Origin of the sequence: Mesorhizobium sp. M2A.F.Ca.ET.042.01.1.1 (assembly GCF_003997405.1) — a bacterium.
Lineage (GTDB): Bacteria > Pseudomonadota > Alphaproteobacteria > Rhizobiales > Rhizobiaceae > Mesorhizobium.
In genome coordinates, this window is record NZ_RZRX01000012.1 from 15,185 (window position 1) to 41,246 (window position 26,062).

Genomic DNA, 26,062 nt, shown 5'->3' on the forward strand with positions numbered 1-26,062 from the left:
TCAGCTCCCCCGATAGGTCGAGTAGCCATAGGGCGAAATCAAGAGCGGGACGTGATAGTGCCGCTCTTCCGCCATGCCGAAGCGGATCGGCACGATGTCGAGGAAAGCAGGCTCAGGCAAGCTGATGCCTTGGCCACGCAGATAGTCGCCGGCGGCGAAGACCAGCTCATATTCGCCGGTGCGGAACTCGGCGCCGGCGAGCAGCGGCCCGTCGCAGCGGCCGTCATCATTGGTGGTGACGGTCTTGAGAAGGGTGCGGCTCTGGCCCTCGATGCGGAAAAGCTCGATCGACAGGCCCTTTGCCGGCCGTCCGGTCGCTGTGTCCAGCACATGGGTGGTCAGGCGCCCGCCATCGGCTTTCGACGTTTCTGCCACTGGCGGCCTCCCGTCTCGGTACAATCTCAGATCAATTGTGCGCCAATTAAAGGCGATGCATAAGCCCTGGTCGAGCGGAGTGCGGCAAAAAGCACTTTCAAAAATTTTCGGGGGAATGCATGCGCACTCCTTTCGATATCTTCATCGCAACCATCGGGCAGGAGCGACAATGCGTTACGATAGGGACATGCGCGGTTACGGGGCCAATCCGCCGGACCCGAAATGGCCTGGCGGCGCGCATGTCGCGGTGCAGTTCGTCGTCAACTACGAGGAAGGCGGCGAGAACTGCGTGCTGCACGGCGACAAGGCCTCGGAAGCCTTCCTGTCCGAGATCGTCGGCGCAGCGCCGTGGGTCGGCCAGCGCCACTGGAACATGGAGTCGATCTATGAATACGGCGCCCGCGCCGGCTTCTGGCGGCTCTACCGGCTGTTCACCGAAGCGCAGGTGCCGGTGACCTGCTACGGCGTCGCCACCGCGCTCGCACGCTCGCCCGATCAGGTCGTCGCCATGCAGGAGGCCGGCTGGGAAATCGCCTCGCACGGCCTGAAATGGATCGACTATCGCGACCATGCGGCCGAGGATGAGAAGCGCGACCTCGATGAGGCGATCCGCCTGCATTACGAGGTGACCGGCGCGCGGCCGACCGGCTGGTATACCGGGCGCACCTCGGTGAACACGGTGCGGCTCGTCGCAGAGGAAGGCGGCTTCGACTATGTCTCCGACACCTATGACGACGAGCTGCCATACTGGTTCGACCGCGATGGGCTGGAGACGCCGCAGCTCATCATCCCCTACACGCTCGACGCCAACGACATGCGCTTCGCGACGCCGCAGGGCTTCAACTCCGGCGACCAGTTCTTCGCCTATCTGAAGGATAGTTTCGACACGCTCTATGCCGAGGGCAAGGCGGGCCGCCCGCGCATGATGAATATCGGCCTGCACTGCCGGTTGGTCGGCCGCCCCGGTCGGGTGGCGGCGCTGAAGCGCTTCGTCGACTATGTGAAGTCGCATGACAAGGTCTGGCTGACCCGGCGCATCGACATCGCCAAGCACTGGCGCGAGACGCATCCCTACCAGGCGCCGGCGCTGCGGCCGTCCAGGATGGAGTTCGAGGAATTCGTGCACGCCTTTGGCGGCGTGTTCGAGCATTCGCCCTGGATTGCCGAGCGCGCCTACGAACTGGAGCTTGGGCCCGCGCATGACAGCGCGGGCGGTCTGCACAACGCGCTCTGCCGGGTCTTCCGCGCGGCGAGCGAAGCCGAGCGGCTTTCGGTGCTCAACGCCCATCCGGACCTTGCCGGCAAGCTGGCGGCGGCCAAGCGGCTGACGCCGGAATCGGCTAGGGAGCAGGCCTCCGCCGGGCTCGACGCGCTGACCGACAAGGAGCGCGAGCTGTTCTCGAAACTCAACGCCGCCTATGTCACCACCTTCGGCTTTCCTTTCATCATCGCTGTCAAGGGCAAGACCAAGGACGAAATCCTGGCGGAGTTCGAGGCGCGGATCGGCAACAGCCGCGGCACCGAGTTGGAAACCGCCTGCAAGCAGGTCGAACGCATCGCGTTGCTTCGCCTGAAAGACATGCTCCCGCTCTGATGTTTGTTTTTACGCAATTCCGGACGGAAGGCTGCGGCGAAGTCGCCGAACCCAGCCCCTTCACACTGGAATTGCTCTGAGGGTCAGGACCCCATGGATATGATCAAGACTGCCGAGCGAACCTATTACGCGCCGCAGGGCGGCCATCCCGGTCAGAACGAGCTTTTGACCGGCCGCGCCGTCTTCACCGAGGCCTATGCGGTCATTCCCAAAGGCGTGATGCAGGACATCGTCACCAGCCCTCTGCCGTTCTGGGACAAGACCAGGGCCTGGATCATCGCAAGGCCGCTTTCGGGCTTCGCCGAGACTTTCTCGCAGTACATCGTCGAGGTCCTGCCGGGCGGCGGCAGCGAGCGGCCGGAACTCGACGCCGCCGCCGAGGGCGTGCTGTTCGTCGTCGAAGGCGAGATCACCGTTTCGCTTGCCGGCAAAAAACACCTGCTTGCCCCCGGCGGCTTTGCCTTCCTGCCGCCGGCGAGTGGCTGGACGGTGCAAAACGAGAGCGGCGCCGCCGCCCGCTTCCACTGGATCCGCAAGGCCTATGAGGCGGTCGACGGGTTGGACGTGCCGGAAGCCTTCTTCTCGAGCGACCAGGACGTCGCGCCGAGCCCGATGCCGGGCACGGAAGGGCGCTGGGCAACGACCCGCTTCGTCGATCCGGCCGATATGCGCCACGACATGCATGTCACCATCGTCACGCTGAAGCCCGGCGCGGTCATCCCGTTCGCCGAAACCCATGTCATGGAGCACGGGCTCTATGTGCTGGAGGGCAAAGCGGTCTACCGGCTGAACCAGGACTGGGTCGAGGTCGAGGCCGGCGACTTCATGTGGCTGCGCGCCTTCTGCCCGCAGGCCTGCTATGCCGGCGGCCCCGGCAATTTCCGCTATCTGCTCTACAAGGACGTCAACCGACACGCCAAGCTTGGCGGTTACCTTGGGGGCGGTTACCTTGGGGGCGGCTATCTTGGAGGCAAGGCGCGGTGAGCCGCATCGTCGCCAAGCCGCTGACCCGCGAGAACTTTGCGCCGTTCGGCGACGTCATCGACATGGGCGGCGACAACCGCTACCCGATCAACGGCGGCAAGGCGATGCGCTATCACGACCTGGCCACGGCGGAAGCGGCCGGCCCGAACGCGCGGGTGCTGATCTCGATGGTGCGCGGCACGCCCTACGAGATGCCGCTGAAGCTCACCATGGTCGAACGCCATCCGCTCGGCAGCCAGGCCTTCATCCCGCTGTCGCCGCGGCCCTTTCTGGTGGTCGTCTGCCATGACACCAAGGACGGCCCGGGTGAGCCGCACGCCTTCCTCGCCGATCCCGGACAAGGCATCAACTACCGCCGCAACCTGTGGCACGGCGTGCTGACGCCGATCGGCGAGGAACAGGATTTTGTCATCGTCGACCGCGCCGGCGACGGGTCCAATCTCGAGGAATTTCACTTCTCGCACCCTTACGAGATCCACCTTTCCTGAAAGCCTTTCCCATGACCGACGTTTCGCTGATCGACCGCCTGCTCGACGTGATCGAGCACGACATCGTGCCGAAGACCGCTGAGGGGGTCGCCCATGGCAACAAACTGTTCGGCGCCGCGATTCTGCGGAAGGACGACCGCTCGCTGGTGCTGGCCGAGACCAACAACGAGATGGAAAACCCGCTCTGGCACGGCGAGGTGCATTGCCTGAAGCGCTTCTACGAGATGCCAAAGGCAGAGCGCGTCGACACCAGGGATGCGCTGTTCGTCGCCACGCACGAACCTTGCTCGCTCTGCCTGTCAGCGATCACCTGGACCGGCTTCGACAATTTCTACTATCTCTTCAGCCACGAGGATTCGCGCGACAGCTTCGCCATTCCGCATGACCTGAAAATCCTGAAGGAGGTCTTCACCCTGGGCCCCGGCGGCTACAATGCCGAGAACGCCTACTGGAAGAGTTTTTCAATCCGCCGACTGGTGCGGGCACTGCCGGAGGCCGAACGTGAGCGGCTGGAGGTGCGCATCGGCAGGATTTCGGAGCGCTATGACGAGCTGTCCGACGCCTATCAGGCGAACAAGGCAGAGAACGACATTCCCTTGAACTGACGCGGATTGCCTATCTTACCTTCGCGTTTTTCAGCACTTCATTTATCCTTGCCTGCCAGCCTTTGCCGGTCGCCTTGAATTTTCGGACGACATCCTGGTCCAGGCGGATCGATATGACTTGCTTTGGTTTCTCCAGGGCCGGCCGGCCGCGGGAACGCCTTATACTCTCGAAAAGCTCCGGGAGCGCTTCCGCGAAAGGCTTGGCTTGCGCCAGCTGTTCGTCAGTCGCCTCCCCATCCTCGGGATCAGCGGCAATCTGTCTTTGAATTTCGGCTTCCTCGGCGTCGGTAAGCCGCCGTGACTTAGTGTTGCTCATACACGGACCTTTCCTTTCGGCTGGCATGACGCATCGAGATCACCGAGATCGCTTCGGAACCAAGCGGCTTGAAGATCACGGCGAGAATGATCTCTCCAAATTCTCCAATCGCCTTCAACCGGCCGGCCTTGGCCGGGAGGACGATTGACGTGGCAAAGAACTCGATATCGAGATCGGCGAAATCAAGACCTCGGTTTTCGAGGTTCGTCACCCGTTTTGGCTCATCCCAAACGATTTTCAGGCGAGATCATCCACTGTGTCTGCGTCGGACCACGTGAATAAACGTAATACATAAATTACCTGGAGGACGCAACAAGAAGCCGGATAGTCGGGGGTGCGTTCACTAACGGCCCAAGTCGCATTTTTTGATGCTCCAGTCGCGAATGGCGATTGAATGTTGCCGTGCCACGGAGCGTTATGCGCCCCATGAAAACCGTCACAGAATTCCCCCGCAAAGTCGTTGAATTTCCCGATATGGGCATCGTCATGCCAGATGGCTGCCGGCTGTCGGCGCGCATCTGGATGCCCGAGGATGCGGCCGACAATCCCGTGCCGGCGATCCTCGAGCATCTGCCCTACCGCAAGCGCGACGGCACCATTTTTCGCGACCAGCTCACCCATCCCTATTTCGCCGGGCACGGTTATGCCTCGATCCGCGTCGACATGCGCGGCAATGGCGATTCCGAAGGGCTGATGGACGATGAATATTCCGAGCAGGAACTGCAGGACGCCTGCGACGTTATCGCCTGGGCGGCGGCGCAGCCCTGGTGCAACGGCAATATCGGCATGATGGGCATCTCCTGGGGCGGTTTCAACTGCCTGCAGGTGGCAGCGAAACAGCCGCCGGCGCTGAAGGCGGTGATCAGCCTGTGCTCGACCGTCGACCGCTATGCCGACGACATCCATTACAAGGGCGGTTGCCTGCTCTTGGAAAATTTCGGCTGGGCCTCGACGATGCTGTCCTACTCGTCGCGGCCGCCGGATCCGGCGATCGTCGGTGGCAACCGTTGGCGCGATTTGTGGCTGAGCCGGCTGGAGAATCAGCCCTTCCTTTAGCCGCTCTGGCTCGGCCACCAGCACCGCGACGCCTATTGGAAGCGCGGCTCGATCTGCGAGGATTTTTCCGCGGTCAAAGCGGCGGTGCTGTCAATCGGCGGCTGGCATGACGGCTACCGCAACACGATCTCCAATCTCGTCACCGGCATCCAGTCGCCGGTCAAGGGCATCGTCGGCCCGTGGATCCACAAATACCCGCACTACGCCGGGCCCAATCCGGCAATCGGCTTCCTGCAGGAAGCGCTGCGCTGGTGGGACCGCTGGTTGAAGGGCGCGGAAACCGGCGTTGAGGCCGATCCGGCTTATCGCGCCTATGTCATGGACAGCGTGCGGCCGGCGCGCTGGCATCCCGAGCGGCCGGGCCGTTGGATCGCGGAGCAGGAATGGCCGTCCTCAAACATCAAGATTGAAGCGATCGAGCTCATTTCGGCAGGCACCAAGCCCTTGATCGTCGCTTCGCCGCAGACCTGCGGCCTCGCCGGCGGCGAGTATTTTCCCTTCACCTTCGGGCCGGAATTGCCCGGCGACCAACGCCCCGACGACGCGCTGTCGGTCTGTTTCGACCAGCCCGAGCTCGGTGAGGCGATCGACATCGTCGGCGCGCCGGAGCTCGCGGTCCGAGTTGCCTCCGATCGGCCGCAGGCCAACATCGCGGTGCGTCTCTGCGACGTGCACCCGGACGGCGCCTCGGAGCTTATCTCCTACGGCGTGCTCAATCTGACCCACCGCGACTCGCATGAGTTCCCGCAGGCCCTGGTTCCCGGCGAGACGGTTTCAGCGCGCGTCGTGCTCGACCAATGCGCCTACCGGGTGCCGGCCGGCCACAAATTGCGCGTCGCCGTTTCGACCGCCTACTGGCCGATGATCTGGCCCTCGCCGGAGCCGGTGCGGCTTGACCTGGGGCAGGCAACGCTGAAACTGCCGGTGCGTCCGCCGGCGAAAGGTGATGAGGTTTCGTTCCCTGAGCCGGAAGGCGCGACACCCTGGGCGACCGAGAGCATCCGGCCGGCGAATTCCGAACGCCATATCGACCGCGACGAGAAGACCGGCCTGGTCACGCTTTCCATCACCGACGATTTCGGCGAGGTGCGCGATCTCGACCACGGATTGGTCAATGGCAGCATCGTGCGCGAGACATGGGCGATCCATCCCGACGATCCGCTGGCGGCCACCGGAGCCACGCATTGGACGCAGACATTGTCGCGCGATGAATGGTCGGTACGGACCGAAACCTTTGCCGACATGCGATCGGACGCCCAGAACTTCATCGTCAGCGCCAGAATCGAAGCCTATGAGGGCGAAAAGCTGGTCTTCGAACGCGATTTCGAGCAAACGATTCCCCGCTCCCTGGTTTGAGCCGAGGCAAGATTGGTCCAAACGCGACGTGCGATTTACGCCACCGCATGTCGCATTCGGCCTTGCCTGCCGCTTTCCCTTACGGTCATTATCTCCTCCAACAGCAAGAAACGACCATAAGGTCGCATACCCAGAGTGAGGAACCATAATGTCCAACGAACTCGACTATCTCAGCCGGCGAGTCGCGGCCGGAAAACTTAGCCGTCGCGACTTTCTCGGTCGCGCCGCCGCGCTCGGCGTCACCGCCACTTTCGCCAACTCGCTGCTCTCCAGCGCCGTGCGCGCTGCCGGCCCGGTCAAGGGCGGCACGCTGAAGGCCGGCCTGCAGGGCGGTGAATCCACCAACAGCCTCGATCCCGCGACTTTCCTCAGCCAGGTTCCGTTCGCCTTCGGCAAGTGCTGGGGCGAAACGCTGGTCGAGCTCGCGCCGGGCGGCGGCGTCGAATATCTCATCGCCGAGGAGATCGGCAGCTCGAAGGACGCCAAGACCTGGACGATGAAGATCCGCAAGGGCGTCCAGTTCCACAACGGCAAGGAAGTGACGCCCGACGACGTGGTGGCGACGCTGAAGCGCCACAGCGACGAAAAATCCAAGTCGGGCGCGCTGGGCGTCCTGAAGAGCATCGACACCATCAAGGCCGATGGCGGCAATGTCGTGGTCACGCTGAAGGACCCAAACGCCGACCTGCCCTACCTGATGGCGGATTATCACCTGATCATCCAGCCGAATGGCGGCAACGATAAGCCGGATGCCGGCATCGGCACCGGCCCGTACAAGGTCACCGTCAACCAACCCGGCGTGAAGCATGGCGGCGAACGCTTCGCCAATTACTGGCAGGCCGACAAATACGGCCATGCCGACCAGGTCGAGATCATCGTCGTCAACGACCCGACGGCCCGCATGGCGGCGCTGCAGGGCGGCCAAGTCAACATGATCAACCGCGTCGAGCCGAAGATCGTCGACCTGGTCAAGCGGCTGCCCGGCGTCACCATCCGCGCCGCCTCGGGCCGCGGCTTCTATCCGTTCAACATGTTCTGCGACACCGCGCCCTTCGACAACAACGACCTTCGCATGGCGCTGAAGCTTGCCATGGACCGCGAGGAGATGTTGACCAAGATCCTGCGCGGCTACGGCGAGGTCGGCAACGACATGCCGGTCAACAAGGCCTATCCGCTGTTCGCAGGCGATTTCGAGCAGCGCAAGTTCGATCCGGAAAAAGCCGCCGCGCTCTACAAGAAGTCGGGCCACAGCGGCTCGATCCTGCTGCGCACCTCCGACGTCGCCTTCCCCGGCGCCGTTGACGCCGCCCAGCTTTACCAGCAGAGCTGCGCCAAGGCCGGCATCAAGATCGAGATCAAGCGCGAGCCGGGCGACGGCTACTGGACGGAAGTCTGGAACAAGCAGCCCTTCTCGCTCTCCTACTGGGGCGGGCGTCCGACGCAGGACCAGATGTATTCGACCGCCTATCTCTCGACCGCCGACTGGAACGACACGCGCTTCAAGCGGCCCGACTTCGACAAGATGGTGCTTGCGGCGCGCGGTGAGCTCGACGAAGCCAAGCGCAAGAAGATCTATCGCGACATGGGCGAGATCATGCGCGACGAAGGCGGCCTGATCGTGCCGTTCTTCAACCAGTTCGTTGACGCGACCGGCAAGGGCGTCGAAGGCTGGGTCGACAACCCGGCGCAGGAACTCAGCAACGGCCACGCGCTGATCGAGTGCTGGCTGCAGGCTTGACGAAGGATAGGAAGGGCCGGCGCGAGCCGGCCCTTCCTGCTTTCATGGCCTGCCTGAAAGGCGGGCACCGTCCCTTCTTCACCATTGCAGGTAGCCGATGTCGTCTCCGATCCTGAGATTGGTCGCTCAGCGTATCTTGCTGGGCCTGGTTCTTCTGTTCGCCGTTTCGGTGCTGATCTTCGCCGGCACGCAGATCCTGCCGGGCGACGTCGCCCAGGCGATCCTCGGCCAGTCGGCAACGCCGGAGGCGCTGGCGAACCTGCGCGAACAGCTCGGGCTCAACGACCCGGCCTGGCTGCGCTACGTGCACTGGCTGTGGGGCATCCTGCATGGCGATTTCGGCACGGCGCAGTCGAGCGGGCTCGATATTGCGAGCTCGATCGGCACCCGGCTGAAGAACACGCTTTTCCTGGCCGCCTGCGCGGCGATCGTCGCGGTGCCGCTGGCGGTCATCCTCGGCCTCATCGCAGTGCGCTATCGCAACGGTTTCGTCGACAAGCTGATCTCTGGCCTGGCGCTCGCCTCGACATCGTTCCCGGAATTCTTCATCGGCTATGTGCTGATCTTCGTGTTTGCGGTGCACTGGCAGATATTCCCGAGCATCTCGACGGTCGACGACTCCACGCCGTTCCTCGAAAGGCTTCAGGCCGTGGTGCTGCCGGCCACGGCGCTGACCCTGGTGGTGCTCGCCCATATGATGCGCATGACGCGCGCGGCGATCCTCAATGTCATGCAGTCGGCCTATATCGAGACGGCCGAGCTTAAGGGGCTGAAACCCTTCGACATCATCCGCAAGCATGCCTTCCCGAACGCGATCGCGCCGGTCGTCAACGTCGTCATGCTCAATCTCGCCTATCTCATCGTCGGCGTCGTCGTGGTGGAGGTGATCTTCGTCTATCCGGGCATGGGACAGTATCTGGTCGACCATGTCGCCAAGCGCGACGTGCCGGTGGTGCAGGCGGTCGGCCTGATCTTCGCCGCGGTCTACATCACGCTCAACATCGTCGCGGATATCGCCGCCATCGTGGCCAATCCGCGGCTTAGACATCCGAAATGATTGGGCATCCGAAGTGACGAGAGCATCCGAAATGACGGGCCGGATGCAGGACGACCAGAGGGGGAACTGAAGCGAATGGCGCTACGACAAATTCCGTTCACCGCCTGGATCGGACTGATCCTGACCGGCTTCTTTGCGTTCTGCGCCATCTTCGCGCCCTGGGTCGCGCCGCACGGTAATGGCGAGATCGTCGGCGACGTGTGGGAGCCGATGTCGGCGGCGCATTGGCTGGGCACCGACAATCTCGGCCGCGACCTCATCTCGCGCATGATCTATGGCGCGCGCATCACCATGGAGATCGCTGTAGCGGCGACGGCGCTGTCCTTCTCGCTGGGCTCGATCCTCGGCTTCACGGCGGCGGTCTTCGGCGGCTGGTTCGACACGCTGCTGTCGCGCTTCGTCGACCTTCTGATGTCGATCCCGACACTGATCTTCGGCCTCGTCGTGCTGTCGGTGCTGCCGACCAACACGCTGACGCTGATCCTGGTCATGGGCATCCTCGATTCCACCCGCGTCTACCGCCTGTCGCGCGCCGTCGCCGTCGACATAAACGTCATGGACTATGTCGAGGCGGCGAAGCTGCGCGGCGAAGGCAAGGCCTGGATCATCTTCCGCGAGATCCTGCCCAATGCGCTGTCGCCGCTGGTGGCGGAGCTCGGCGTGCGCTTCATCTTCGCGGTGCTCTTCCTGTCGGCGCTGTCCTTCCTCGGTCTCGGCGTGCAGCCGCCGGATTCGGACTGGGGCGGCATGGTCAAGGAAAACAAGGACGGCATCGTCTTCGGCATTCCGGCGGCGCTGATCCCGGCGGCCGCGATCGCGGTGCTGGCGATCTCGGTCAACCTCGTCGCCGACTGGGTGCTCAACCGCACGACGAGCCTGAAGGGAGGGCGCGGCTGATGGCCGACACCAAGGCAAATTCAGGCAAGCTCCTCGATATCCGCAATCTGCGCATCGAGGCGACCGTCTACCCGCCGGGCGAAGCGCCGAAGACGATAACGCTGGTCCACGACGTCTCGCTGACCTTGGAAAAGGGCAAGGTGCTCGGCCTGATCGGCGAATCCGGGGCCGGCAAATCGACCATCGGCCTGTCGTCCATGGCCTATGGCCGCGGCGGCGTGCGCATCACCGGCGGCGAAGTGATCCTCAACGGCCGCGACATCCTGAAAGCCGGTCCCAAGGGCGTGCGGGCGCTGCGCGGGCGCGAGGTGTGCTATGTCGCCCAGTCGGCGGCGGCCGCCTTCAATCCGGCTCACAAGCTGATCGACCAGGTGGTCGAGGCGGCCCTCCTGCATGGCACCGCTACCCGGGCGGAGGCCGAGAAGCGCGCCGTCGCCCTGTTCAAGAAACTCAGCCTGCCCAATCCCGAGACGATCGGCGAGCGCTACCCGCACCAGGTGTCCGGCGGCCAGCTGCAGCGAGTGATGACGGCGATGGCGCTCTGCTCGGAGCCGGACCTCATCGTCTTCGACGAGCCGACCACGGCGCTCGACGTGACGACGCAGATAGACGTGCTGGCGGCGATCAAGGACGCCATCCGCGACACGCATGTGGCGGCTCTCTACATCACGCATGACCTTGCCGTCGTCGCCCAGGTCTCGGACGAGATCATGGTGCTGCGGCATGGCCGGCTGGTGGAGTGGGGCGGCACGCGGCAGATCATCAAGGAGCCCCGCCAGGAATACACCAACGCGCTGGTCTCGGTGCATGAGATCGAGCACAAGGAACAGCCGCCCGGCACAACGCCCTTCCTGTCGGTGAAGAATGTCACCGCTGCCTATGGCGGCGGCCATGTCAAGGTGCTGAAGAACGTCTCGGTCGACATTTATCCGGGACAGACGCTGGCGGTGGTCGGCGAGAGCGGTTCCGGCAAGTCGACGCTGGCGCGCGCCATCACCGGCCTTCTGCCGCCCGAGGAGGGCACCGTCACCTTCGACGGCAGGCCGCTGGCCAACAGGCTGGCCGACCGGCCGAAGGAGGACCTGCGGCAGCTGCAGATGATCTACCAGATGGCCGACGTGGCGATGAACCCGCGCCAGACGGTGGGCACCATCATCGGCCGGCCGCTGGAGTTCTATTTCGGCATGAACGGGCGCGAGCGCGACAAGCGCGTCGCCGAGCTGCTCGACGAGATCGAGATGGGCAAGGGTTTCGTCGACCGCTATCCGGCCGAGCTTTCCGGCGGCCAGAAGCAGCGTGTCTGCATCGCGCGCTCGCTCGCCGCCAAGCCGAAGCTGATCATCTGCGACGAGGTGACATCGGCGCTCGACCCGCTGGTCGCCAACGGCATTCTGAAACTGCTGCTCAACCTGCAGCAGCACGAAAAGGTCGCGTATCTCTTCATCACCCATGACCTGGCGACGGTGAAGTCGATCGCCGATTCGATCGCAGTCATGTATCGCGGCGAGGTGGTGCGTTACGGCTCCAAGAGCAAGGTGCTGACGCCGCCTTTCGATGCCTATACGGACCTGCTGCTCTCCTCCGTGCCGGAGATGGAGATCGGCTGGCTGGAGAAGGCGATCAAGGGCCGGCGCATGGAGAGCGCCGGAAATTAGGCCCGGCCCTGTCGTCGCCAATCTGATAGTTCTGAAGCGCCGTGCTGCCCGATGGTCGCACGGCGCCTCTACCTCAACAGCCAGTCCGTATGGAGCTATCGTGGCGCTGAAATCCAAACTGCTGCTCATCATCCTCGACGGCGCGCCCTACCGGAACTGGCGCCGGCTGATGGGCAATCTCGAGGGCTGGGTGCAGTCGGGCGACGCGCAGGTGTGGAAGATGCGCTCGGTGCTGCCCTCGACCTCGGCCTGCTGCTACGCCTCGATCCACACCGGCGTCACGCCGCAGGTGCATGGCATCCTTTCCAACGAGAACCGCTTTCGCGTCACGCAGCCCGACATCTTCTCGGAGGTCAGCAAGGCCGGCGGCAAGACGGGAGCGGTGACCCATTCCTATTGGTCGGAATTCTTCCGCTCGTATCCGTTCGACCTTGTCGAGGACATGGAGTTCGACGACCCAGGCGGACCGATCACGCATGGCCGCTTCCACACCATGACCGGCTACAATCTCAAGAACCAGATGACGCCGAGCGACGTCGACCTGTTCGCGACGCTGACCATGCTGGCGAAGCGCCACGGCATCGACTACGGCATCCTGCACACCTGCACGCTGGATTCGATGGGACATCGCTTCGGCCATGACTGCATCGAGATGGACCATGCCTGCTACGCCATGGACGGCATGCTCGCCGCCTTCCTGCCGCAATGGCGCGAAGCCGGCTATGAAGTGATCGTGACGGCCGACCACGGCCAGACCGACCGCGGCCACCATGGCGGCCATGACGACGAGATGCAGGATTTCGCGCTCTATTATTTCGGGCCCGCGAAAGGCCCCGAGGCCGATACGCTGCTCGACCAGCTGCAGCTCGCGCCGACAGTGCTGAGCCGGCTTGGCGTGGCGATACCGGAGACGATGAAGGCGAAGGTGTTTTTGGGATAAGCGCGGGCCTTCCCTTCTCCCCTTGCGGGAGAAGGTGGATCGGCGCGCAGCGCCGAGACGGATGAGGGGTGTTCCAGCGGAGTGAGACGCTGGCTTTCCCTGGAGCACCCCTCATCCGGCCGCTTCGAGGCCACCTTCCCCCACAAGGGGGGAAGGAAAAGCGCCCCTACTGGCAACGCTCCGTTTCTTCGGTTAGCCTCCGAAAATTCCCCGGCGGAGGGTGAACCTTTTTGGACCGATCAGCGACAGAGCTTCGAGGAGCCAGGCGGCTCGACCGGCCATGAATGCGGCGACGGAAACCGATCGCGCGCTTGTAGACCGGGTCGCGAAGGGCGACCGGGCCGCCGTTCGGCTCCTGTTCATGCGTCACCACGCGCGGATCTACCGCTTCGTGGCGCGCCAGACGGGATCGGAAATGATGGCCGACGATATCGCAAACGAGGTTTTTCTGGAGCTGTGGAAGCAGGCGCCCGGCTTTGAGGGCCGCTCTGAAGTCTCGACCTGGCTGCTCGGCATCGCCCGCTTCAAGGCGCTGTCTTCGCTGCGCAAGAAGAAGGAAGACTGGATCGACGATGATGACGCGGCGCAGGTCCCCGACAGCGCCGACACGCCGGAAGTCGTCACCATGAAGGAAGACAAGGCCGCCGCCTTGCGCCGTTTCGTCGATGCCCTGGCCGAAGAACATCGCACGGTGATCGACCTTGCCTATTACCATGGCCAGTCAGTGACCGAGATCGCCGAGGTGCTCGGCATTCCGGTCGCGACCGTCAAGACCAGGATGTTCTACGCCCGCAAGAAACTCGGCGAAGCCCTCAAGGCCGCCGGTTACGACAGGGGGTGGCCATGAGCGCCGCTGAAAAGATGTCGCGCCGCGACGAGATGGAGACGCTGCTGCCGTTCTACCTGAACGGCTCGCTGGAAGGCGCCGAGTTGGAGGCCGTCGAAGAATGGCTGGCCACTGATCCGGCGGCGATGGCCGCGCTTGGCGAAGCGGAAGCCGAATTCTCCGGCACCGCCGCCGCCAACGAGGCGATCCGCCCGCCGGCCGATGCACTAAGCCGTTTTACCAGGGCGCTCGACGCCGAGGCCGGCCCCGTGCGCGCGCCCGGCCAATCCTGGCTGGCGAAAGTTTTTGGCCGGGTGACGGCGATACCGGCCGGCGTCGCCTGGGCGGCGGCCGCTGCGCTGCTGGCGCTTGTCATCGTGCAGTCCTTCGAACGGCCGGGCGGCAAGGGCAACGACTTCGAGGTGGCCGGCGCCGAGGACGATCTGGCGAAGCTGCCTTTCGCCCTGGTCAAGTTCAAGCCGGATGCCAAGATGGCCGATATCGCCGCCTTCCTCGGCCAGAACGGACTGAAGATCGCCGGCGGCCCGACCGCCGACGGCGTATTCCACCTGACGATCCCAGTCAGCACGGCGGCCGATTACGACAGGCTCGTCGGCCTTGTTGCCGCCCAGCCTTTCGCGGATACTGTGATCCAGGGAAGGAAACCGGCCGATGGCGGCTAACGCAATTCCAGGAAAAGTGCGCCCGTCCCGAATTGCGTCGGGACCAAGGATCATTCTTCGTGCGGCGCTCCTTGCGGCGGCGGCGTTTGTCGCCGCGCCTGCGTTTGCGCAGACCAATGATCCGAACCTGACGCAAAAGCAGGTCGACTGCCTGAATCGCACGACGGCAGCGGGCGGAGGCTGCGACGGCGGCGCCAAGAATGGCGAAGGAACGCCAGGCACTGCGGGCGGCGCGGTGTTCCTGCCGGCGCTGATCGTCGATCTCTTTCCGAACCCACCGGCGGGCGCTGCCCCGCAGATGCCAGCGCCCCCCAACGGCACATCGTCATCGAACGGTTCCGGCAACACGCCGCCACCCGCACCGGCGCCGAGCGGGCCGGTCACGGTGCCGCAAGGCCTTAACCTGGCCGAGCCGCCGCGCGCGATCGCCGGCGAATTCGTGCCCGATGAGGTGCTGGTGACGCTCGACGGCGATGCCGGTGTGGTGCAGCAGATCGCCAGTTCCTTCGGACTGCAGGTGCGCTCGCAACGCCAGTCGCGGCTGCTCGGCTCGACGCTGGTGCGTTTCGGCATCACCGATGGGCGTCCCGTCGGCGTGGTGCTGGCGCAGCTTGCCGCCGACGGCCGCACGCAGCGGCGCGAGCCGAACCATATCTACACGCTGCAACAGGCGGCCGGCATCGTGAACTATGCCTTCGACCGCATCGCGCTCGATTCGAAACAGGCGAGCGGCGAGAATGTGCGCATCGCCGTCATCGACACCGGCATCGACGACACCAACCCGGCGCTCGCCGGCGTCGTTGCCGACCAATATGACGCCATGCCCAATGTGCCGATCGAGAAGCGCGACCACGGCACCTCCGTCGACGGGCTGATTGCCGGCGTCGGTCCGCTGGAAGGCATGGCGCCGGGCGCGAAAATCTATCACGCGCGCGCCTTCGAAGGCGGCAAGTCGACGATGGACGTAATCCTATCGGCGCTCGACTGGGCGGCAGAGCAGAATGTGCGCATCATCAATATGAGCTTCGTCGGCCCGAAGAACGACCTGCTCGGCACCGCCTGCCGCAATGCGCGGGCGCTGGGCATGGTGCTGGTGGCGGCCGCCGGCAACAACGGCCCGAAGGCGCCCTATGGCTATCCGGCCGCCTTCGACGGCGTGATCGCCGTGACCGCGACCGACGCCAAGGACGGGCTGATGCCGCAGGCCAATCGCGGCGCCTATGTCTTCATCTCGGCGCCGGGCGTCGAGATGGTGGCGCCGAGCGGCGCGGGCTCGGACGTGGTGACCGGCACATCCTTCGCTGCCGCCATCGTGTCCGGCGCCATCGCCAACCTGATCCACGCCGCGCCGGAACGCTCGGCCGACGACATCGAGAAGGCACTTGCCGCCACGGCCAAGGATCTCGGGCCCAAGGGGCGGGACAATGATTTCGGCTATGGGTTGATCGATACGAAGGCAGCGGAAGCAGCGAAGTAGTGGCTACCTGTTCTTATCTTATGAATGGTAGCCATACCTTAGACAGAACCCGATAGCCCCCATCAGAAAAAAACTACACAACGTGATCCACGATAGTGGGATCACTTTCTTTTTCCATTCATTTTTAAAGCCAATGGGAACATTCTGATCCTTGAGATCAAGGATATAGCTGAAATCCACGCTCGCGCGGCGTATCTGCCCAAACCGCCATATTTCTTGAGCAGCTTTGTGGATATATATATTCTAGTTATTCCACAAACCAGCAAGATGGCCAGCAAGATGAAAAAAGCTGTCAGAAGCGCTTGCTTACTCATGCCTTGAACTCTCATTGGGAGCAGCTCTTTTCACGAGAACGGCTCTGTGATTATGCCGTCTAACGACGACGAGCGCCAATAATACAATACTCACAACCCTGCTTACTCGCACTCCCTTGCCGAACGGTTAGCCCTGTCGGTGATTTGTCGAAGACCGGCGGGACGCGAAGCAGCAGAGCCAGGCCGACTAAAGAGAAACTCCAGGCTGGATTTCGCACGACCAATTCAAAGCGCCGGCCCTAACCTAACCGGGCTTCCATCGTAGAAGCGCGGCAGCCGGAAGCGGCTGAGGTCGTGGCCGGTGTCGTTTCCCTGGATCATGTCGGAGACGACGCGGCCCATGCCGGGACCGATGCCGAAGCCGTGGCCGCTCATTCCGGTCGCGACGAAAAGACCGCTGATCGCCTGGACCCGATCCACAACGGGGACGACGTCGGGCATGGCGTCGATCATGCCGCCCCAGCCGACCTTCAAGCGCGCTTTTTCGAGCTGGGGAAAAAGCTGTTTGAAATTGCGTTCGATCGCGCGCAGCCGGGCCGGTTCGGGGGCCGGGTTGAGCACCCGCATTCTCTCGAAGGGACTCTCTTCATCCGGCGCCCAATCGCGCGGCGTCGACCAGCCGTCCGGGTAGCCTGACGGCGCGAACGGGAAATAGCGCGCCCCGAACGGATCGTTCCTGAGGGCGGGAATATATTTGGTGGCATGCCGGAACGCGTCGGGGCCCAGGTAGAGCAAGTGGCTGCCGCCGCCAGCGAGCGTGTATCCGCCATCCTGCCTGCGCCTGAAGGCGATGTGGTCGTCAGCGGCCGCGCCCGCATAGATTTCGGGCAAGGGCTCCGTCGCGGCCACGGTGACGCGGACGCTGAGCTGGGGGATGGACACGCCGTGCCGCGCCAGGAACAGGGACGACCAGGCGCCGCCCGCGACCAATACGGTGGAGGTCTCGACATATCCCGTCTCGGTCCACACGCCCTTGATCCTGCCGGCCACGATGTCGAGAGTGCGCGCCGCGCAGTTCTCGACGATCCGGGCACCTTTTCGCGCGGCAAGCCTGGCCAGCGCAGGCACCGCCAGCCAGGGCTCCGCGCGCATGTCGGAGGGCGTCGTCATCGCGCCCTTGAACCTGCGCGACATGCCGGTGATTAGCTTCGCGGTTTCGTCCGCATCAAGCAGCCGCGTGTCGAGCCCATGGATCGCGGCGATCTTCAAGAACGCTTCGAAGCCGGCCATGTCCTTGTCGGTGTTGGCCAGATAGGTCACGCCTGTCTGGGTGAGCCCGATGTCCTCGCCACTTTCCTCGGCCAGTTGCCGCCACAGGCGGATAGCCTCGATGACGATCGGCAGTTCGTCCGCGTCTCGTCCCTGCTTTCTGATCCAGCCCCAATTTCGCGAGGATTGTTCGGCGGCGACGCGGCCCTTTTCCAGCAGCGTCACCGGAATGTTGCGAGCCGCCAAGAAAAGCGCAGTCGTCACGCCGATGATGCCGCCACCGACAATCACCACCTCCGAAGTCTTCGGCTGAGGACCAGGGTACTGGATTGGGTCCGCTTCGGTGAACGGGAATGTGGGCAAATGGCGCACCCTGAAGGATCGGTTGACGGTCCAGGCTTACCGGTTGTCGCCGTCCAAGATCAGGAGCAGGCGAAGGCGGATCGTTGTCCCACGAGGTAAAGACAGCCCGAAAGGCGGCGGCTGGCCAGGCTGTTGGATCCTGCCCTAGACCGGTGCACCCGCCACCGATCCACGCACCACCAGATCCACCGGCCAGACCTCGCCGCGCGCGCCTTCTTCCAGGCCCGATATGCGCGCCGCCAGGCGTTCGGCGACGCGAGCGCCGGCGAGGCGGATCGAGGAGCGTGTCGTCGACAAAGGCACCGGGAAATTCTCGGGTCGGAGCCAGGGGAAGACGTCGTCATGGGCGATCAGCGACAGGTCGCCCGGTATGGTCAGGCCAAGATCGCGCACGGCGCGCACGACGCCCAGCGCCATGATCAGGCTGGAGCAGACGATCGCCGTCGGCGGCTCGGCTTCCTCGAGCAGGCGGCGGGCGGCGCGATAGCCGTTTTCCTCGGTCATGGTCACGGAGCGGATATGGCGCTCGCTGAGCATCAGGCCGCTCGCGGCAAGCGCCCGGCGCATGCCGCGCTCGCGGTGGATGGCGAAGGTCTCGCGCTCATTGCCGTTGATCAGCGCCAGGCGCTTGTGGCCGAGTTGGAGCAGCAGCCGCGCCGCCTCGTGGAAGGCGCCCTCATTGTCGATGTCGAGATAGGGATAATCGAAATCCAGACCTTCGCTGCGGCCATGGGCGATGAAGGGTATGCCCAGCGTATTGACCAGGGCCAGCCGCCGGTCAGCCGGACGCGGCGAGGAGATGTAGACGGCGTCGACCTGCCGGTTGGCGACGATGCGGCGGTAGGTGGTCTCCTCATCGTCGGCATCGGCTGGCGACAGCACGAGGTCGAGCTCGTGCGACCGGGCATAGTCGCCGAGGCCGGAGAGGAACTCGACGAAATGCGGATCGATGTCGACGGCGGCGCCCGTCGGCAGCACATAGCCGATCATGCCGGACTTGCCGGTGGCGAGGCGGCGCGCGCTGGGGTTCGGCCGGTAGCCATGGCGCTTGGCGGCGTCCATCACCCGGCGCCGGGTTTCCTCGCTGACCTCGGGGTAGCCGTTCAATGCCCGGCTGACCGTGGTCTGCGAAAGCGACAGCATGTGCGACAGTTGCTTGAGGTTCATCGTAGGCCTCCAGCCTCAAAGCGCTTTCAATTCTGTTCGATCCGTGATGGCTGGCGCAATTGCCAGACGAAGTGAGCTTAGAGGCGCATCGACCGTGTTTGAAGCCAAAATTGCTGCTGCAGCGCCAAAAAAGCTTGCTGCAATGCACTTTCTTAAGGCAATTGGCATTTTTTAAATCGATTAGCAACATGAGCCTCTTGACTTCGTGACAATTCAATGGCGAGATCAAGTCAGCCAAAGCGCTTTGGAACACTCTTTGAAAGGTTGCGGTTGCCTTCTCGCTGAGTCACAGTTCCGTGGGCGTCGGCGGACGAAATGGAGGTTTCGTCCGAACTGTCTCAACACTGGGAGGACTGCGATGAAGAAAATGCTTCTCTTGGGTGCCGCGTTCGCTGCGCTCACCCTTGGCCTGCCGGCACATGCCGAACTGAAGTTCAAGCCGGGCGAGGATTCGAAATTCCACTGGGCGAACTACGACGACCTCAAGAAAGTCGACCTCAAGGGCGAGACGCTGACGATCTTCGGGCCGTGGCGCGGCGAGGACGAGACGCTTGTGCGTTCGGTTCTCGATTATTTCCAGGAAGCCACCGGCGCGGAGGTGAAATATTCCTCGTCCGAGAATTATGAGCAGCAGATCGTCATCGACACCCAGGCCGGCAGCCCGCCCAACATCGCCGTCCTGCCGCAGCCTGGTCTGATCCAGGACCTTGCTTCCAAGGGCGTGCTGACCCCGCTGGGCGACGACGTCGCCGCCTGGATCAAGGAAAATTATGCCGCCGGCGACTCCTGGGCCAAGCTCGGCACCTATACGGGCAAGGACGGCAAGCCCGGCTTCTACGCCTTCCCCTACAAGATCGACGTGAAGGGTCTGGTCTGGTACTCGCCGGACAATTTCGACGAGGCCGGCTACAAGGTGCCGAAGACCCAGGAAGAACTCGCCGATCTCGAGAAGAAGATCGTCGCCGACGGCGGCAAGCCCTGGTGCATCGGGCTCGGATCCGGCGGCGCCACCGGCTGGCCGGCGACCGACTGGGTCGAGGACATTATGCTCCGGACCCAGCCGCCGGAGGTCTACGACAAGTGGACGAAGAACGAGATTCCGTTCACCGATCCGGCCGTGGTCAACGCCATCGACATCTTCGGCAAGATCGCCACCGACGACAAGATGGTGGACGGCGGCGCCAAGGCGGTCGCGGCGACCGACTTCCGCGACAGTCCGAAGGGCCTCTTCACCGTTCCGCCCAAATGCTACATGCACCATCAGGCGTCGTTCATTCCTTCCTTCTTCCCGGAGAACGTGAAGCTCGGGCAGGATGCGGACTTCTTCCCTTATCCGCCCTACGCCTCCAAGCCGGAGCTGGGCACGCCGCTGGAAGTGGCCGGAACGCTGGTGATGATCACCAAGGACTCCAAGGCCTCGCGCGAGTTCATCAAGTTCCTTCAGATGCCGCTCGCGCATGAATTGTGGATGGCGCAGAAGAGCTTCGTCACCCCGTTCAAGGCGGCCAACAAGGACGCCTATGGCAGCGACGCGCTGAAGAAGCAGGGCGAGATCCTGGTCGGGGCCACCACGGTGCGGTTCGACGGCTCTGACCTGATGCCCGGCAAGGTCGGCGCGGGCTCGTTCTGGACCGGCATGATCGACCTGGTCGGCGGCAAGTCCGCGCAGGACGTCGCCGCCGACATCCAGAAAAGCTGGGATGCCATCAAGTAGCCATCCGGCAAACGGGCCGCCGCGCGCGGCCTGATATTTTCCTCATCCTCCACCAGGATCCGGGCTACGGCCCGGATCCGACCGGCGGTCCACGCCGGAAGCCTTCGCGTTTCGATCGTTCCGAATAACCGAAAGTCGGTGCATCCGACCGCCAGCCCCGGCTGGCCGGTCATGCGCAGGGAGAGGGACCCATGGCGGCTCAGATTTTCTCGGCCATATTCGTCATCATCATCGGCGTCGGCGGCTGTGTCGCCTATTTCTGGGGCGCCAACAAACTGCTCGATCTCGTTTTCCCGTCGCGCGGCGTCTCAGGCACGGCAGCCGTCGACAATCTGCGCCGGCAGGGCCTGGTGCGACCCTGGCTGTTCGTCGGTCCGGCGATGATCATCCTCACCATCTATCTGATCTACCCGGTGATCGAGACGCTGCGGCTCTCCTTCCTCGATCGCGGCGGCGAGAATTTCGTCGGCCTCGCCAATTACGAGTGGGCGTTCGGCGACCATGATTTCCGCAACTCGATCCTCAACAACATCCTGTGGCTGGCGGTGGTGCCGGCGGCCTGCACCTTCCTCGGGCTGATCATCGCCGTGCTCACCGACAAGATCTGGTGGGGCACGATCGCCAAGAGCCTGATCTTCCTGCCGCTGGCCATCTCATTCGTCGGCGCCAGCGTGATATGGAAGTTCATCTACGAGTACCGCGGCGAGGGCCAGGTGCAGATCGGCCTGCTCAACGCCATCATCCAGTATTTCGGCGGCCAGCCGCAGGTGTGGATATCGCTGCCGTTCTGGAACAATTTCTTCCTCATGGTGATCCTGATCTGGATCCAGACAGGTTTTGCGATGGTCATCCTTTCGTCGGCGCTGCGCGGCATTCCGGAAGAGACGCTCGAGGCTGCGGTCATCGACGGCGCCAACCCGTTCCAGATCTTCTGGAAAATCATGGTGCCGCAGATCTGGGGCACGATCGCGGTGGTGTGGACCACCATCACCATACTGGTGCTCAAAGTGTTCGACATCGTGCTGACCATGACCAACGGCCAATGGAACAGCCAGGTGCTGGCCAATCTGATGTTCGACTGGATGTTCCGCGGCGGCGGCGATTTCGGCCGCGGCGCGACCATCGCCATCATCATCATGATCGCGGTGATTCCGATCATGGTCTGGAACATCCGGCAGGCCAACAAAGAGACGGGAGGGCATTGAGATGGCCGCGTCCACCGGAAAGTCCTTCGTCAGCCGCTTCGGCGTTCATATCGCCGTGCTGGTCTTCGTCGTCATCTGGACCATCCCCACGCTCGGCATTCTCGTCTCGTCGCTGCGAGACAAGGACCAGATCATCGCATCGGGCTGGTGGAATTCCTTCGCCAGCTCCAGCCAGACCGAGGCCGGGCGGCTGCCGGCCGCCTCGGCGCAGACGCAGAAGGACGGCAAATATGTCATCGAAGGCAACGTCTTCGGCGACGGCGCCAAGCGCGACATCAGCGCCTTTGGCGTCAAGGCAGCGGCGCCGACGCAATACAAGGCCGGCACGGCGGCTGATCTCGGCGACGGCGTCGCCTTGCAGGTAAACGCGGATGGCAGCTTCGTGCTCGCCTCGCCGAAGGCATTCGAAGGCGACCGCGGTCAGCGCGTCTATTTCGCCTCCTCGGCGCCGCCGAAATTCACCACCGCGAACTACGATGCGGTGCTGTTTTCCGAAGGCATCGGCCGCTCGTTCATGAACTCGCTGACCGTGACCATTCCGGCGACGATCATCCCTATCCTGATCGCGGCCTTCGCGGCCTATGCGCTTGCCTGGATGCGCTTTCCGGGACGAGCGCTGCTGATCGCCGTCATCATCGGCCTGCTGGTCGTGCCGCTGCAGATGTCGCTGATCCCGCTGCTCAAGCTCTATAACGGCGTCGGCACCTTCTTCGGCGTGCCGTCGAAGACCTATCTCGGCATCTGGCTGGCGCATACCGGCTTCGGCCTGCCCTTCGCCATCTATCTGCTGAGGAGCTACATCGCCGGCCTGCCGCGCGAGATCATGGAATCGGCGCGCATCGACGGCGCCAGCGATTTCGAGATCTTCGTCAAGATCGTGCTGCCGCTGTCGTTCCCGGTGCTTGCCTCCTTCGCCATCTTCCAGTTCCTGTGGGTATGGAACGATCTTCTGGTGGCGATGGTTTTCCTCGGCACGGCGCCCGATCAGATCGTGCTGACGGCCAAGCTCAACGCGCTGCTCGGCTCACGCGGCGGCAATTGGGAAATCCTCACGACATCGGCATTCATCACCATCATCGTGCCGCTGATCGTGTTCTTCTCGCTGCAGCGCTATTTCGTCCGCGGGCTGCTTGCCGGCTCGGTGAAAGGAGGTTGAAGACATGCAATCGGCTTTGAAGGCGACTTCGAGACCAGACCCTGCGATCGACCGCGACTGGTGGCGGGGCGCGGTGATCTATCAGATCTATCCGCGCTCCTACCAGGACTCCAACGACGACGGCATCGGCGATCTGAAGGGCATCGTTCAGCGTCTGCCCTACATCGCTTCGCTCGGCGTCGATGCCATCTGGATCTCGCCCTTCTTCAAATCGCCGATGAAGGATTTCGGCTATGACGTCTCGGACTACTGCGATGTCGACCCGATGTTCGGCACGCTCGCCGATTTCGACGCGCTGGTGGCGGAGGCCCATCGCTTGGGCCTCAAGGTGATGATCGACGAGGTGCTGTCGCACACCGCCGACATCCACCCGTGGTTCAAGGAAAGCCGCTCCAGCCGCAGCAATCCAAAGGCTGACTGGTATGTGTGGGCCGACGCCAAGCCGGACGGCACGCCGCCCAACAACTGGCTGTCGATCTTCGGCGGTTCGGCCTGGCAGTGGGACACCAGCCGCCAGCAATACTACATGCACAATTTCCTGGCCGAGCAGCCCGATCTCAACTTCCACAACCGGGAAGTCCAGGACGCGCTGCTCGACATCACCCGCTTCTGGCTGGAACGCGGGGTCGACGGCTTCCGGCTGGATACGATCAATTTCTATTTCCACAGCCAGGGGCTGGAGGACAACCCGCCGCTGCCGCCGGAACAGCGCAACGACCAGACCGCACCCGCGGTCAATCCCTACAACTACCAGGACCATATCTACGACAAGAGCCGGCCGGAGAATCTCGGTTTCCTCGAGCGCTTCCGCGCGCTTCTGGACGAATATCCGGCACAGGCCGCCGTCGGCGAGGTCGGCGACTCTCAGCGCGGCCTGGAAGTGGTCGCCGCCTACACCGCCGACGGCAAGCGCGTGCACATGTGCTATTCCTTCGACTTCCTGGCGCCGGAGAAGATCAGCGCGGCGAAAGTGCGCGCGGTGCTGGAAGCCTTCGGCCGGGTCGCCAGCGACGGCTGGTCGTGCTGGGCCTTCTCCAACCATGACGTGATGCGGGTCGCCTCGCGCTGGGCCGCCAACGAGATGGACCCGACCGCCTATCTGAAGGTGATCTCGGCGCTTCTGATGTCGCTGCGCGGCTCGGTATGCATCTACCAGGGCGAAGAACTCGGCCTTGGCGAAGCAGAGCTGAAGTTCGAGGATCTGCAGGACCCCTACGGCATCCGCTTCTGGCCGGAGTTCAAGGGCCGCGACGGCTGCCGCACGCCGATGGTGTGGGAGGCCGCGGCCAAGAATGGCGGGTTCTCGACCGCCAAGCCCTGGCTGCCGGTGCCAGGCAGGCACCTGTCCCAGGCCGTCAACGTGCAGCAGGGCGACGCAAGCTCGCTGCTCGAGCATTACCGCCGCTTCCTCGCCTTCCGGCGCCAGCATCCGGCGCTGGGCAAGGGCGATATCGACTTCATCGAAAGCGATGGCGATACCGTCGCCTTCACGCGCCGCGAGGGCAATGAGCGGATCGTCTGCGCCTTCAACCTCGGCGGCAAGCCCGCCGAGATCGATCTCGGCCAAGGCGCGCTGCAGCCCTTGCCCGGACATGGCTTTTCGGGACAGACTGGCAGCGGGCCGGTCCGCCTCGGCGGATACGGCGCCTGGTTCGGGCGCATCGACTGAACTTGCAGACAAAGATCAACGGGAGAGGACAAACATGGCCGATGTCACGCTGAACCAGGTGAAGAAATCATACGGCAACCTTAACATCCTCCACGGCATCGACCTCGACATTAAATCCGGCGAGTTCATCGTCTTCGTCGGACCGTCGGGATGCGGCAAGTCCACCTTGCTGCGGTCGATCGCCGGGCTCGAGGAGATCACCGGGGGCGAACTGAAGATCGACGGCGAGGTGGTGAACGACGTGCCGCCGTCGAAGCGGGGCATCGCCATGGTGTTCCAGTCCTATGCGCTCTATCCGCACATGACCGTCTACGACAACATGGCCTTCTCGATGAAGATCGGCAAGGAAAGCAAGGCCGAGATCGACAAGCGGGTGCGGCAGGCCGCGGAAATCCTGCAGCTCACCAAATATCTCGACCGCCTGCCCAAGGCGATGTCGGGCGGCCAGCGCCAGCGCGTCGCCATCGGCCGCGCCATCGTGCGCAACCCGAAAGTGTTCCTGTTCGACGAGCCGCTGTCGAACCTCGACGCCGCATTGCGCGTCGCCACCCGCATCGAGATCGCCAAGCTCAAGGAATCGATGCCGAACACCACCATGATCTATGTGACGCACGACCAGGTCGAGGCGATGACGCTGGCGGACCGCATCGTGGTGCTGAAGGACGGCCGGGTCGAGCAGGTCGGCACGCCGATGGAACTCTACAAGCGTCCGGGCAATCTGTTCGTCGCCCAGTTCATCGGCTCGCCGGCGATGAACATATTGCCGGCAAAGATCGAGAAGGCCGGCAATCCGACCGTGGTCAGCCATGTCGGCGACCGCAAGGCGACGGTGCCGATCGCGACGCCTGCCTCGGCGAATGGCGCGGCGGTCAGCTTCGGCGTGCGGCCGGAGGATCTCGCGATCGCCACCGGTTCCGACTACCTTTTCGAGGGCAAGGTCGACTATATCGAGCAACTCGGCGAGGTTCAGCTCGTCTATATCGATATCGGCCGCGCAGACCTGCCGCTGGTCGCCAAGCTGCCGGGCAATATCGAGGTCAAGCGCGGTGAGACACTGCGGCTCAACGCAAGCGCCGGCGATCTGCATATTTTCGACGCCGACGGCCATTCCTTCACGCTGCATCGCGAAGAAGCGAAGGCGGCCTGAGCGCAGAGCCGCTGCGGCAAAGAAAAAGCGGCGGGCCTCGGCCCGCCGCTCCTGTTTTCAAATCACGGTCG

Annotated in this window: 22 protein-coding genes and 1 pseudogene; 18 read left to right on the forward strand and 5 right to left on the reverse strand. The window is 63.6% G+C overall.

Going from position 1 to position 26,062, the window contains the following annotated elements:
- Entirely contained in the window at positions 1-375 is a 375-nt protein-coding gene (gene uraH / locus EOA23_RS03520) for a hydroxyisourate hydrolase (RefSeq protein ID WP_126063147.1), read from the reverse strand.
- Between the two features lie 169 nt (positions 376-544).
- Here uraH and puuE point away from each other — a divergent pair, with 169 nt between their 5' ends.
- The 4 genes from puuE to EOA23_RS03540 all read left to right on the forward strand — a co-directional run bounded on the left by puuE (position 545) and on the right by EOA23_RS03540 (position 4,046).
- The gene (gene puuE / locus EOA23_RS03525; protein ID WP_127302887.1) at positions 545-1,969 is read left to right on the forward strand and encodes an allantoinase PuuE; all 1,425 of its coding nucleotides are present in this window, start codon (positions 545-547) and stop codon (positions 1,967-1,969) included.
- A gap of 93 nt (positions 1,970-2,062) precedes the next feature.
- Positions 2,063-2,953, forward strand: a complete 891-nt coding sequence (locus EOA23_RS03530) for a bifunctional allantoicase/(S)-ureidoglycine aminohydrolase (protein WP_127302888.1) — start codon at positions 2,063-2,065, stop codon at positions 2,951-2,953.
- Positions 2,950-3,441, forward strand: a complete 492-nt coding sequence (locus EOA23_RS03535; protein WP_127302889.1) for an ureidoglycolate lyase — start codon at positions 2,950-2,952, stop codon at positions 3,439-3,441. The genes EOA23_RS03530 and EOA23_RS03535 overlap by 4 nt, the downstream gene beginning before the upstream one ends.
- 11 nt (positions 3,442-3,452) lie before the next feature.
- A complete protein-coding gene (locus EOA23_RS03540) occupies positions 3,453-4,046 on the forward strand; it encodes a nucleoside deaminase (protein WP_127302890.1) in 594 nt (197 codons plus the stop codon).
- 10 nt (positions 4,047-4,056) lie between these two features.
- On the opposite strand, the gene EOA23_RS03545 is transcribed toward EOA23_RS03540, so the two are convergent.
- Positions 4,057-4,362, reverse strand: a complete 306-nt coding sequence (locus EOA23_RS03545) for a BrnA antitoxin family protein (protein WP_127302891.1) — start codon at positions 4,360-4,362, stop codon at positions 4,057-4,059.
- Complete coding sequence (locus tag EOA23_RS03550) at positions 4,349-4,603, reverse strand: BrnT family toxin (RefSeq protein WP_127302892.1); 255 nt, start codon at positions 4,601-4,603, stop codon at positions 4,349-4,351. The genes EOA23_RS03545 and EOA23_RS03550 overlap by 14 nt, the downstream gene beginning before the upstream one ends.
- Positions 4,604-4,788: 185 nt before the next feature.
- Here EOA23_RS03550 and EOA23_RS03555 point away from each other — a divergent pair.
- The 9 genes and pseudogenes from EOA23_RS03555 (at position 4,789) to EOA23_RS03595 (ending at position 16,047) form a co-directional block, all read left to right on the forward strand.
- A pseudogene (locus EOA23_RS03555) lies at positions 4,789-6,774 on the forward strand (CocE/NonD family hydrolase).
- 148 nt (positions 6,775-6,922) lie between these two features.
- Positions 6,923-8,512: an ABC transporter substrate-binding protein gene (locus EOA23_RS03560; protein WP_127302893.1), complete on the forward strand. Its 1,590-nt coding sequence runs from the start codon at positions 6,923-6,925 to the stop codon at positions 8,510-8,512.
- Between the two features lie 97 nt (positions 8,513-8,609).
- Positions 8,610-9,569, forward strand: a complete 960-nt coding sequence (locus EOA23_RS03565; protein WP_042645241.1) for an ABC transporter permease — start codon at positions 8,610-8,612, stop codon at positions 9,567-9,569.
- 75 nt (positions 9,570-9,644) lie between these two features.
- Positions 9,645-10,466 carry an ABC transporter permease gene (locus EOA23_RS03570; RefSeq protein WP_126079911.1) on the forward strand — a complete coding sequence of 274 codons (822 nt, stop codon included), beginning with the start codon at positions 9,645-9,647 and terminating at the stop codon, positions 10,464-10,466.
- The gene (locus EOA23_RS03575) at positions 10,466-12,121 is read left to right on the forward strand and encodes an ABC transporter ATP-binding protein (protein ID WP_127302894.1); all 1,656 of its coding nucleotides are present in this window, start codon (positions 10,466-10,468) and stop codon (positions 12,119-12,121) included. Before EOA23_RS03570 ends, EOA23_RS03575 begins: the two co-directional genes overlap by 1 nt.
- Before the next feature lie 100 nt (positions 12,122-12,221).
- A complete protein-coding gene (locus tag EOA23_RS03580; RefSeq protein ID WP_127302895.1) occupies positions 12,222-13,061 on the forward strand; it encodes an alkaline phosphatase family protein in 840 nt (279 codons plus the stop codon).
- A 280-nt stretch (positions 13,062-13,341) separates the two neighbouring features.
- On the forward strand, positions 13,342-13,908 hold the full coding sequence (locus EOA23_RS03585) for a sigma-70 family RNA polymerase sigma factor (protein ID WP_127302896.1): 567 nt from the start codon (positions 13,342-13,344) through the stop codon (positions 13,906-13,908).
- Positions 13,905-14,570 (forward strand): anti-sigma factor, encoded by a 666-nt coding sequence (locus EOA23_RS03590; RefSeq protein WP_127302897.1) that lies wholly within the window; start codon positions 13,905-13,907, stop codon positions 14,568-14,570. The genes EOA23_RS03585 and EOA23_RS03590 overlap by 4 nt, the downstream gene beginning before the upstream one ends.
- A complete protein-coding gene (locus tag EOA23_RS03595) occupies positions 14,560-16,047 on the forward strand; it encodes a S8 family serine peptidase (protein ID WP_127302898.1) in 1,488 nt (495 codons plus the stop codon). The genes EOA23_RS03590 and EOA23_RS03595 overlap by 11 nt, the downstream gene beginning before the upstream one ends.
- 539 nt (positions 16,048-16,586) lie before the next feature.
- On the opposite strand, the gene EOA23_RS03600 is transcribed toward EOA23_RS03595, so the two are convergent.
- Both EOA23_RS03600 and EOA23_RS03605 read right to left on the reverse strand, forming a co-directional pair.
- Entirely contained in the window at positions 16,587-17,933 is a 1,347-nt protein-coding gene (locus tag EOA23_RS03600) for an FAD-binding oxidoreductase (RefSeq protein WP_127302899.1), read from the reverse strand.
- Between the two features lie 144 nt (positions 17,934-18,077).
- Positions 18,078-19,100: a substrate-binding domain-containing protein gene (locus EOA23_RS03605; protein ID WP_126063160.1), complete on the reverse strand. Its 1,023-nt coding sequence runs from the start codon at positions 19,098-19,100 to the stop codon at positions 18,078-18,080.
- 358 nt (positions 19,101-19,458) lie between these two features.
- Here EOA23_RS03605 and EOA23_RS03610 point away from each other — a divergent pair, with 358 nt between their 5' ends.
- The 5 genes from EOA23_RS03610 (at position 19,459) to ugpC (ending at position 25,991) form a co-directional block, all read left to right on the forward strand.
- On the forward strand, positions 19,459-20,814 hold the full coding sequence (locus EOA23_RS03610) for an ABC transporter substrate-binding protein (protein ID WP_126063161.1): 1,356 nt from the start codon (positions 19,459-19,461) through the stop codon (positions 20,812-20,814).
- Positions 20,815-21,005: 191 nt separating this feature from the next.
- Positions 21,006-22,019, forward strand: coding sequence for a sugar ABC transporter permease (locus EOA23_RS03615; RefSeq protein WP_042637357.1), 1,014 nt, complete (start codon positions 21,006-21,008; stop codon positions 22,017-22,019).
- 1 nt (position 22,020) lies between these two features.
- A complete protein-coding gene (locus tag EOA23_RS03620; RefSeq protein WP_127302900.1) occupies positions 22,021-23,175 on the forward strand; it encodes a carbohydrate ABC transporter permease in 1,155 nt (384 codons plus the stop codon).
- Positions 23,176-23,179: 4 nt separating this feature from the next.
- On the forward strand, positions 23,180-24,844 hold the full coding sequence (locus tag EOA23_RS03625) for an alpha-glucosidase (protein ID WP_127302901.1): 1,665 nt from the start codon (positions 23,180-23,182) through the stop codon (positions 24,842-24,844).
- A gap of 34 nt (positions 24,845-24,878) precedes the next feature.
- Positions 24,879-25,991 (forward strand): sn-glycerol-3-phosphate ABC transporter ATP-binding protein UgpC, encoded by a 1,113-nt coding sequence (gene ugpC, locus EOA23_RS03630; protein ID WP_127302902.1) that lies wholly within the window; start codon positions 24,879-24,881, stop codon positions 25,989-25,991.
- The last annotated feature ends 71 nt before the right edge of the window (positions 25,992-26,062 follow it).

Coding starts and splice junctions, on each gene's coding strand:
- puuE (WP_127302887.1), top strand. CDS start 545: ATGCGTTACGATAGGGACATGCGCGGTTACGGGGCCAATCCGCCGGAC.
- EOA23_RS03530 (WP_127302888.1), top strand. CDS start 2,063: ATGGATATGATCAAGACTGCCGAGCGAACCTATTACGCGCCGCAGGGC.
- EOA23_RS03540 (WP_127302890.1), top strand. CDS start 3,453: ATGACCGACGTTTCGCTGATCGACCGCCTGCTCGACGTGATCGAGCAC.
- EOA23_RS03545 (WP_127302891.1), bottom strand. CDS start 4,362: ATGAGCAACACTAAGTCACGGCGGCTTACCGACGCCGAGGAAGCCGAA.
- EOA23_RS03560 (WP_127302893.1), top strand. CDS start 6,923: ATGTCCAACGAACTCGACTATCTCAGCCGGCGAGTCGCGGCCGGAAAA.
- EOA23_RS03565 (WP_042645241.1), top strand. CDS start 8,610: ATGTCGTCTCCGATCCTGAGATTGGTCGCTCAGCGTATCTTGCTGGGC.
- EOA23_RS03570 (WP_126079911.1), top strand. CDS start 9,645: ATGGCGCTACGACAAATTCCGTTCACCGCCTGGATCGGACTGATCCTG.
- EOA23_RS03575 (WP_127302894.1), top strand. CDS start 10,466: ATGGCCGACACCAAGGCAAATTCAGGCAAGCTCCTCGATATCCGCAAT.
- EOA23_RS03585 (WP_127302896.1), top strand. CDS start 13,342: ATGAATGCGGCGACGGAAACCGATCGCGCGCTTGTAGACCGGGTCGCG.
- EOA23_RS03590 (WP_127302897.1), top strand. CDS start 13,905: ATGAGCGCCGCTGAAAAGATGTCGCGCCGCGACGAGATGGAGACGCTG.
- EOA23_RS03595 (WP_127302898.1), top strand. CDS start 14,560: ATGGCGGCTAACGCAATTCCAGGAAAAGTGCGCCCGTCCCGAATTGCG.
- EOA23_RS03605 (WP_126063160.1), bottom strand. CDS start 19,100: ATGAACCTCAAGCAACTGTCGCACATGCTGTCGCTTTCGCAGACCACG.
- EOA23_RS03610 (WP_126063161.1), top strand. CDS start 19,459: ATGAAGAAAATGCTTCTCTTGGGTGCCGCGTTCGCTGCGCTCACCCTT.
- EOA23_RS03615 (WP_042637357.1), top strand. CDS start 21,006: ATGGCGGCTCAGATTTTCTCGGCCATATTCGTCATCATCATCGGCGTC.
- EOA23_RS03620 (WP_127302900.1), top strand. CDS start 22,021: ATGGCCGCGTCCACCGGAAAGTCCTTCGTCAGCCGCTTCGGCGTTCAT.
- EOA23_RS03625 (WP_127302901.1), top strand. CDS start 23,180: ATGCAATCGGCTTTGAAGGCGACTTCGAGACCAGACCCTGCGATCGAC.
- ugpC (WP_127302902.1), top strand. CDS start 24,879: ATGGCCGATGTCACGCTGAACCAGGTGAAGAAATCATACGGCAACCTT.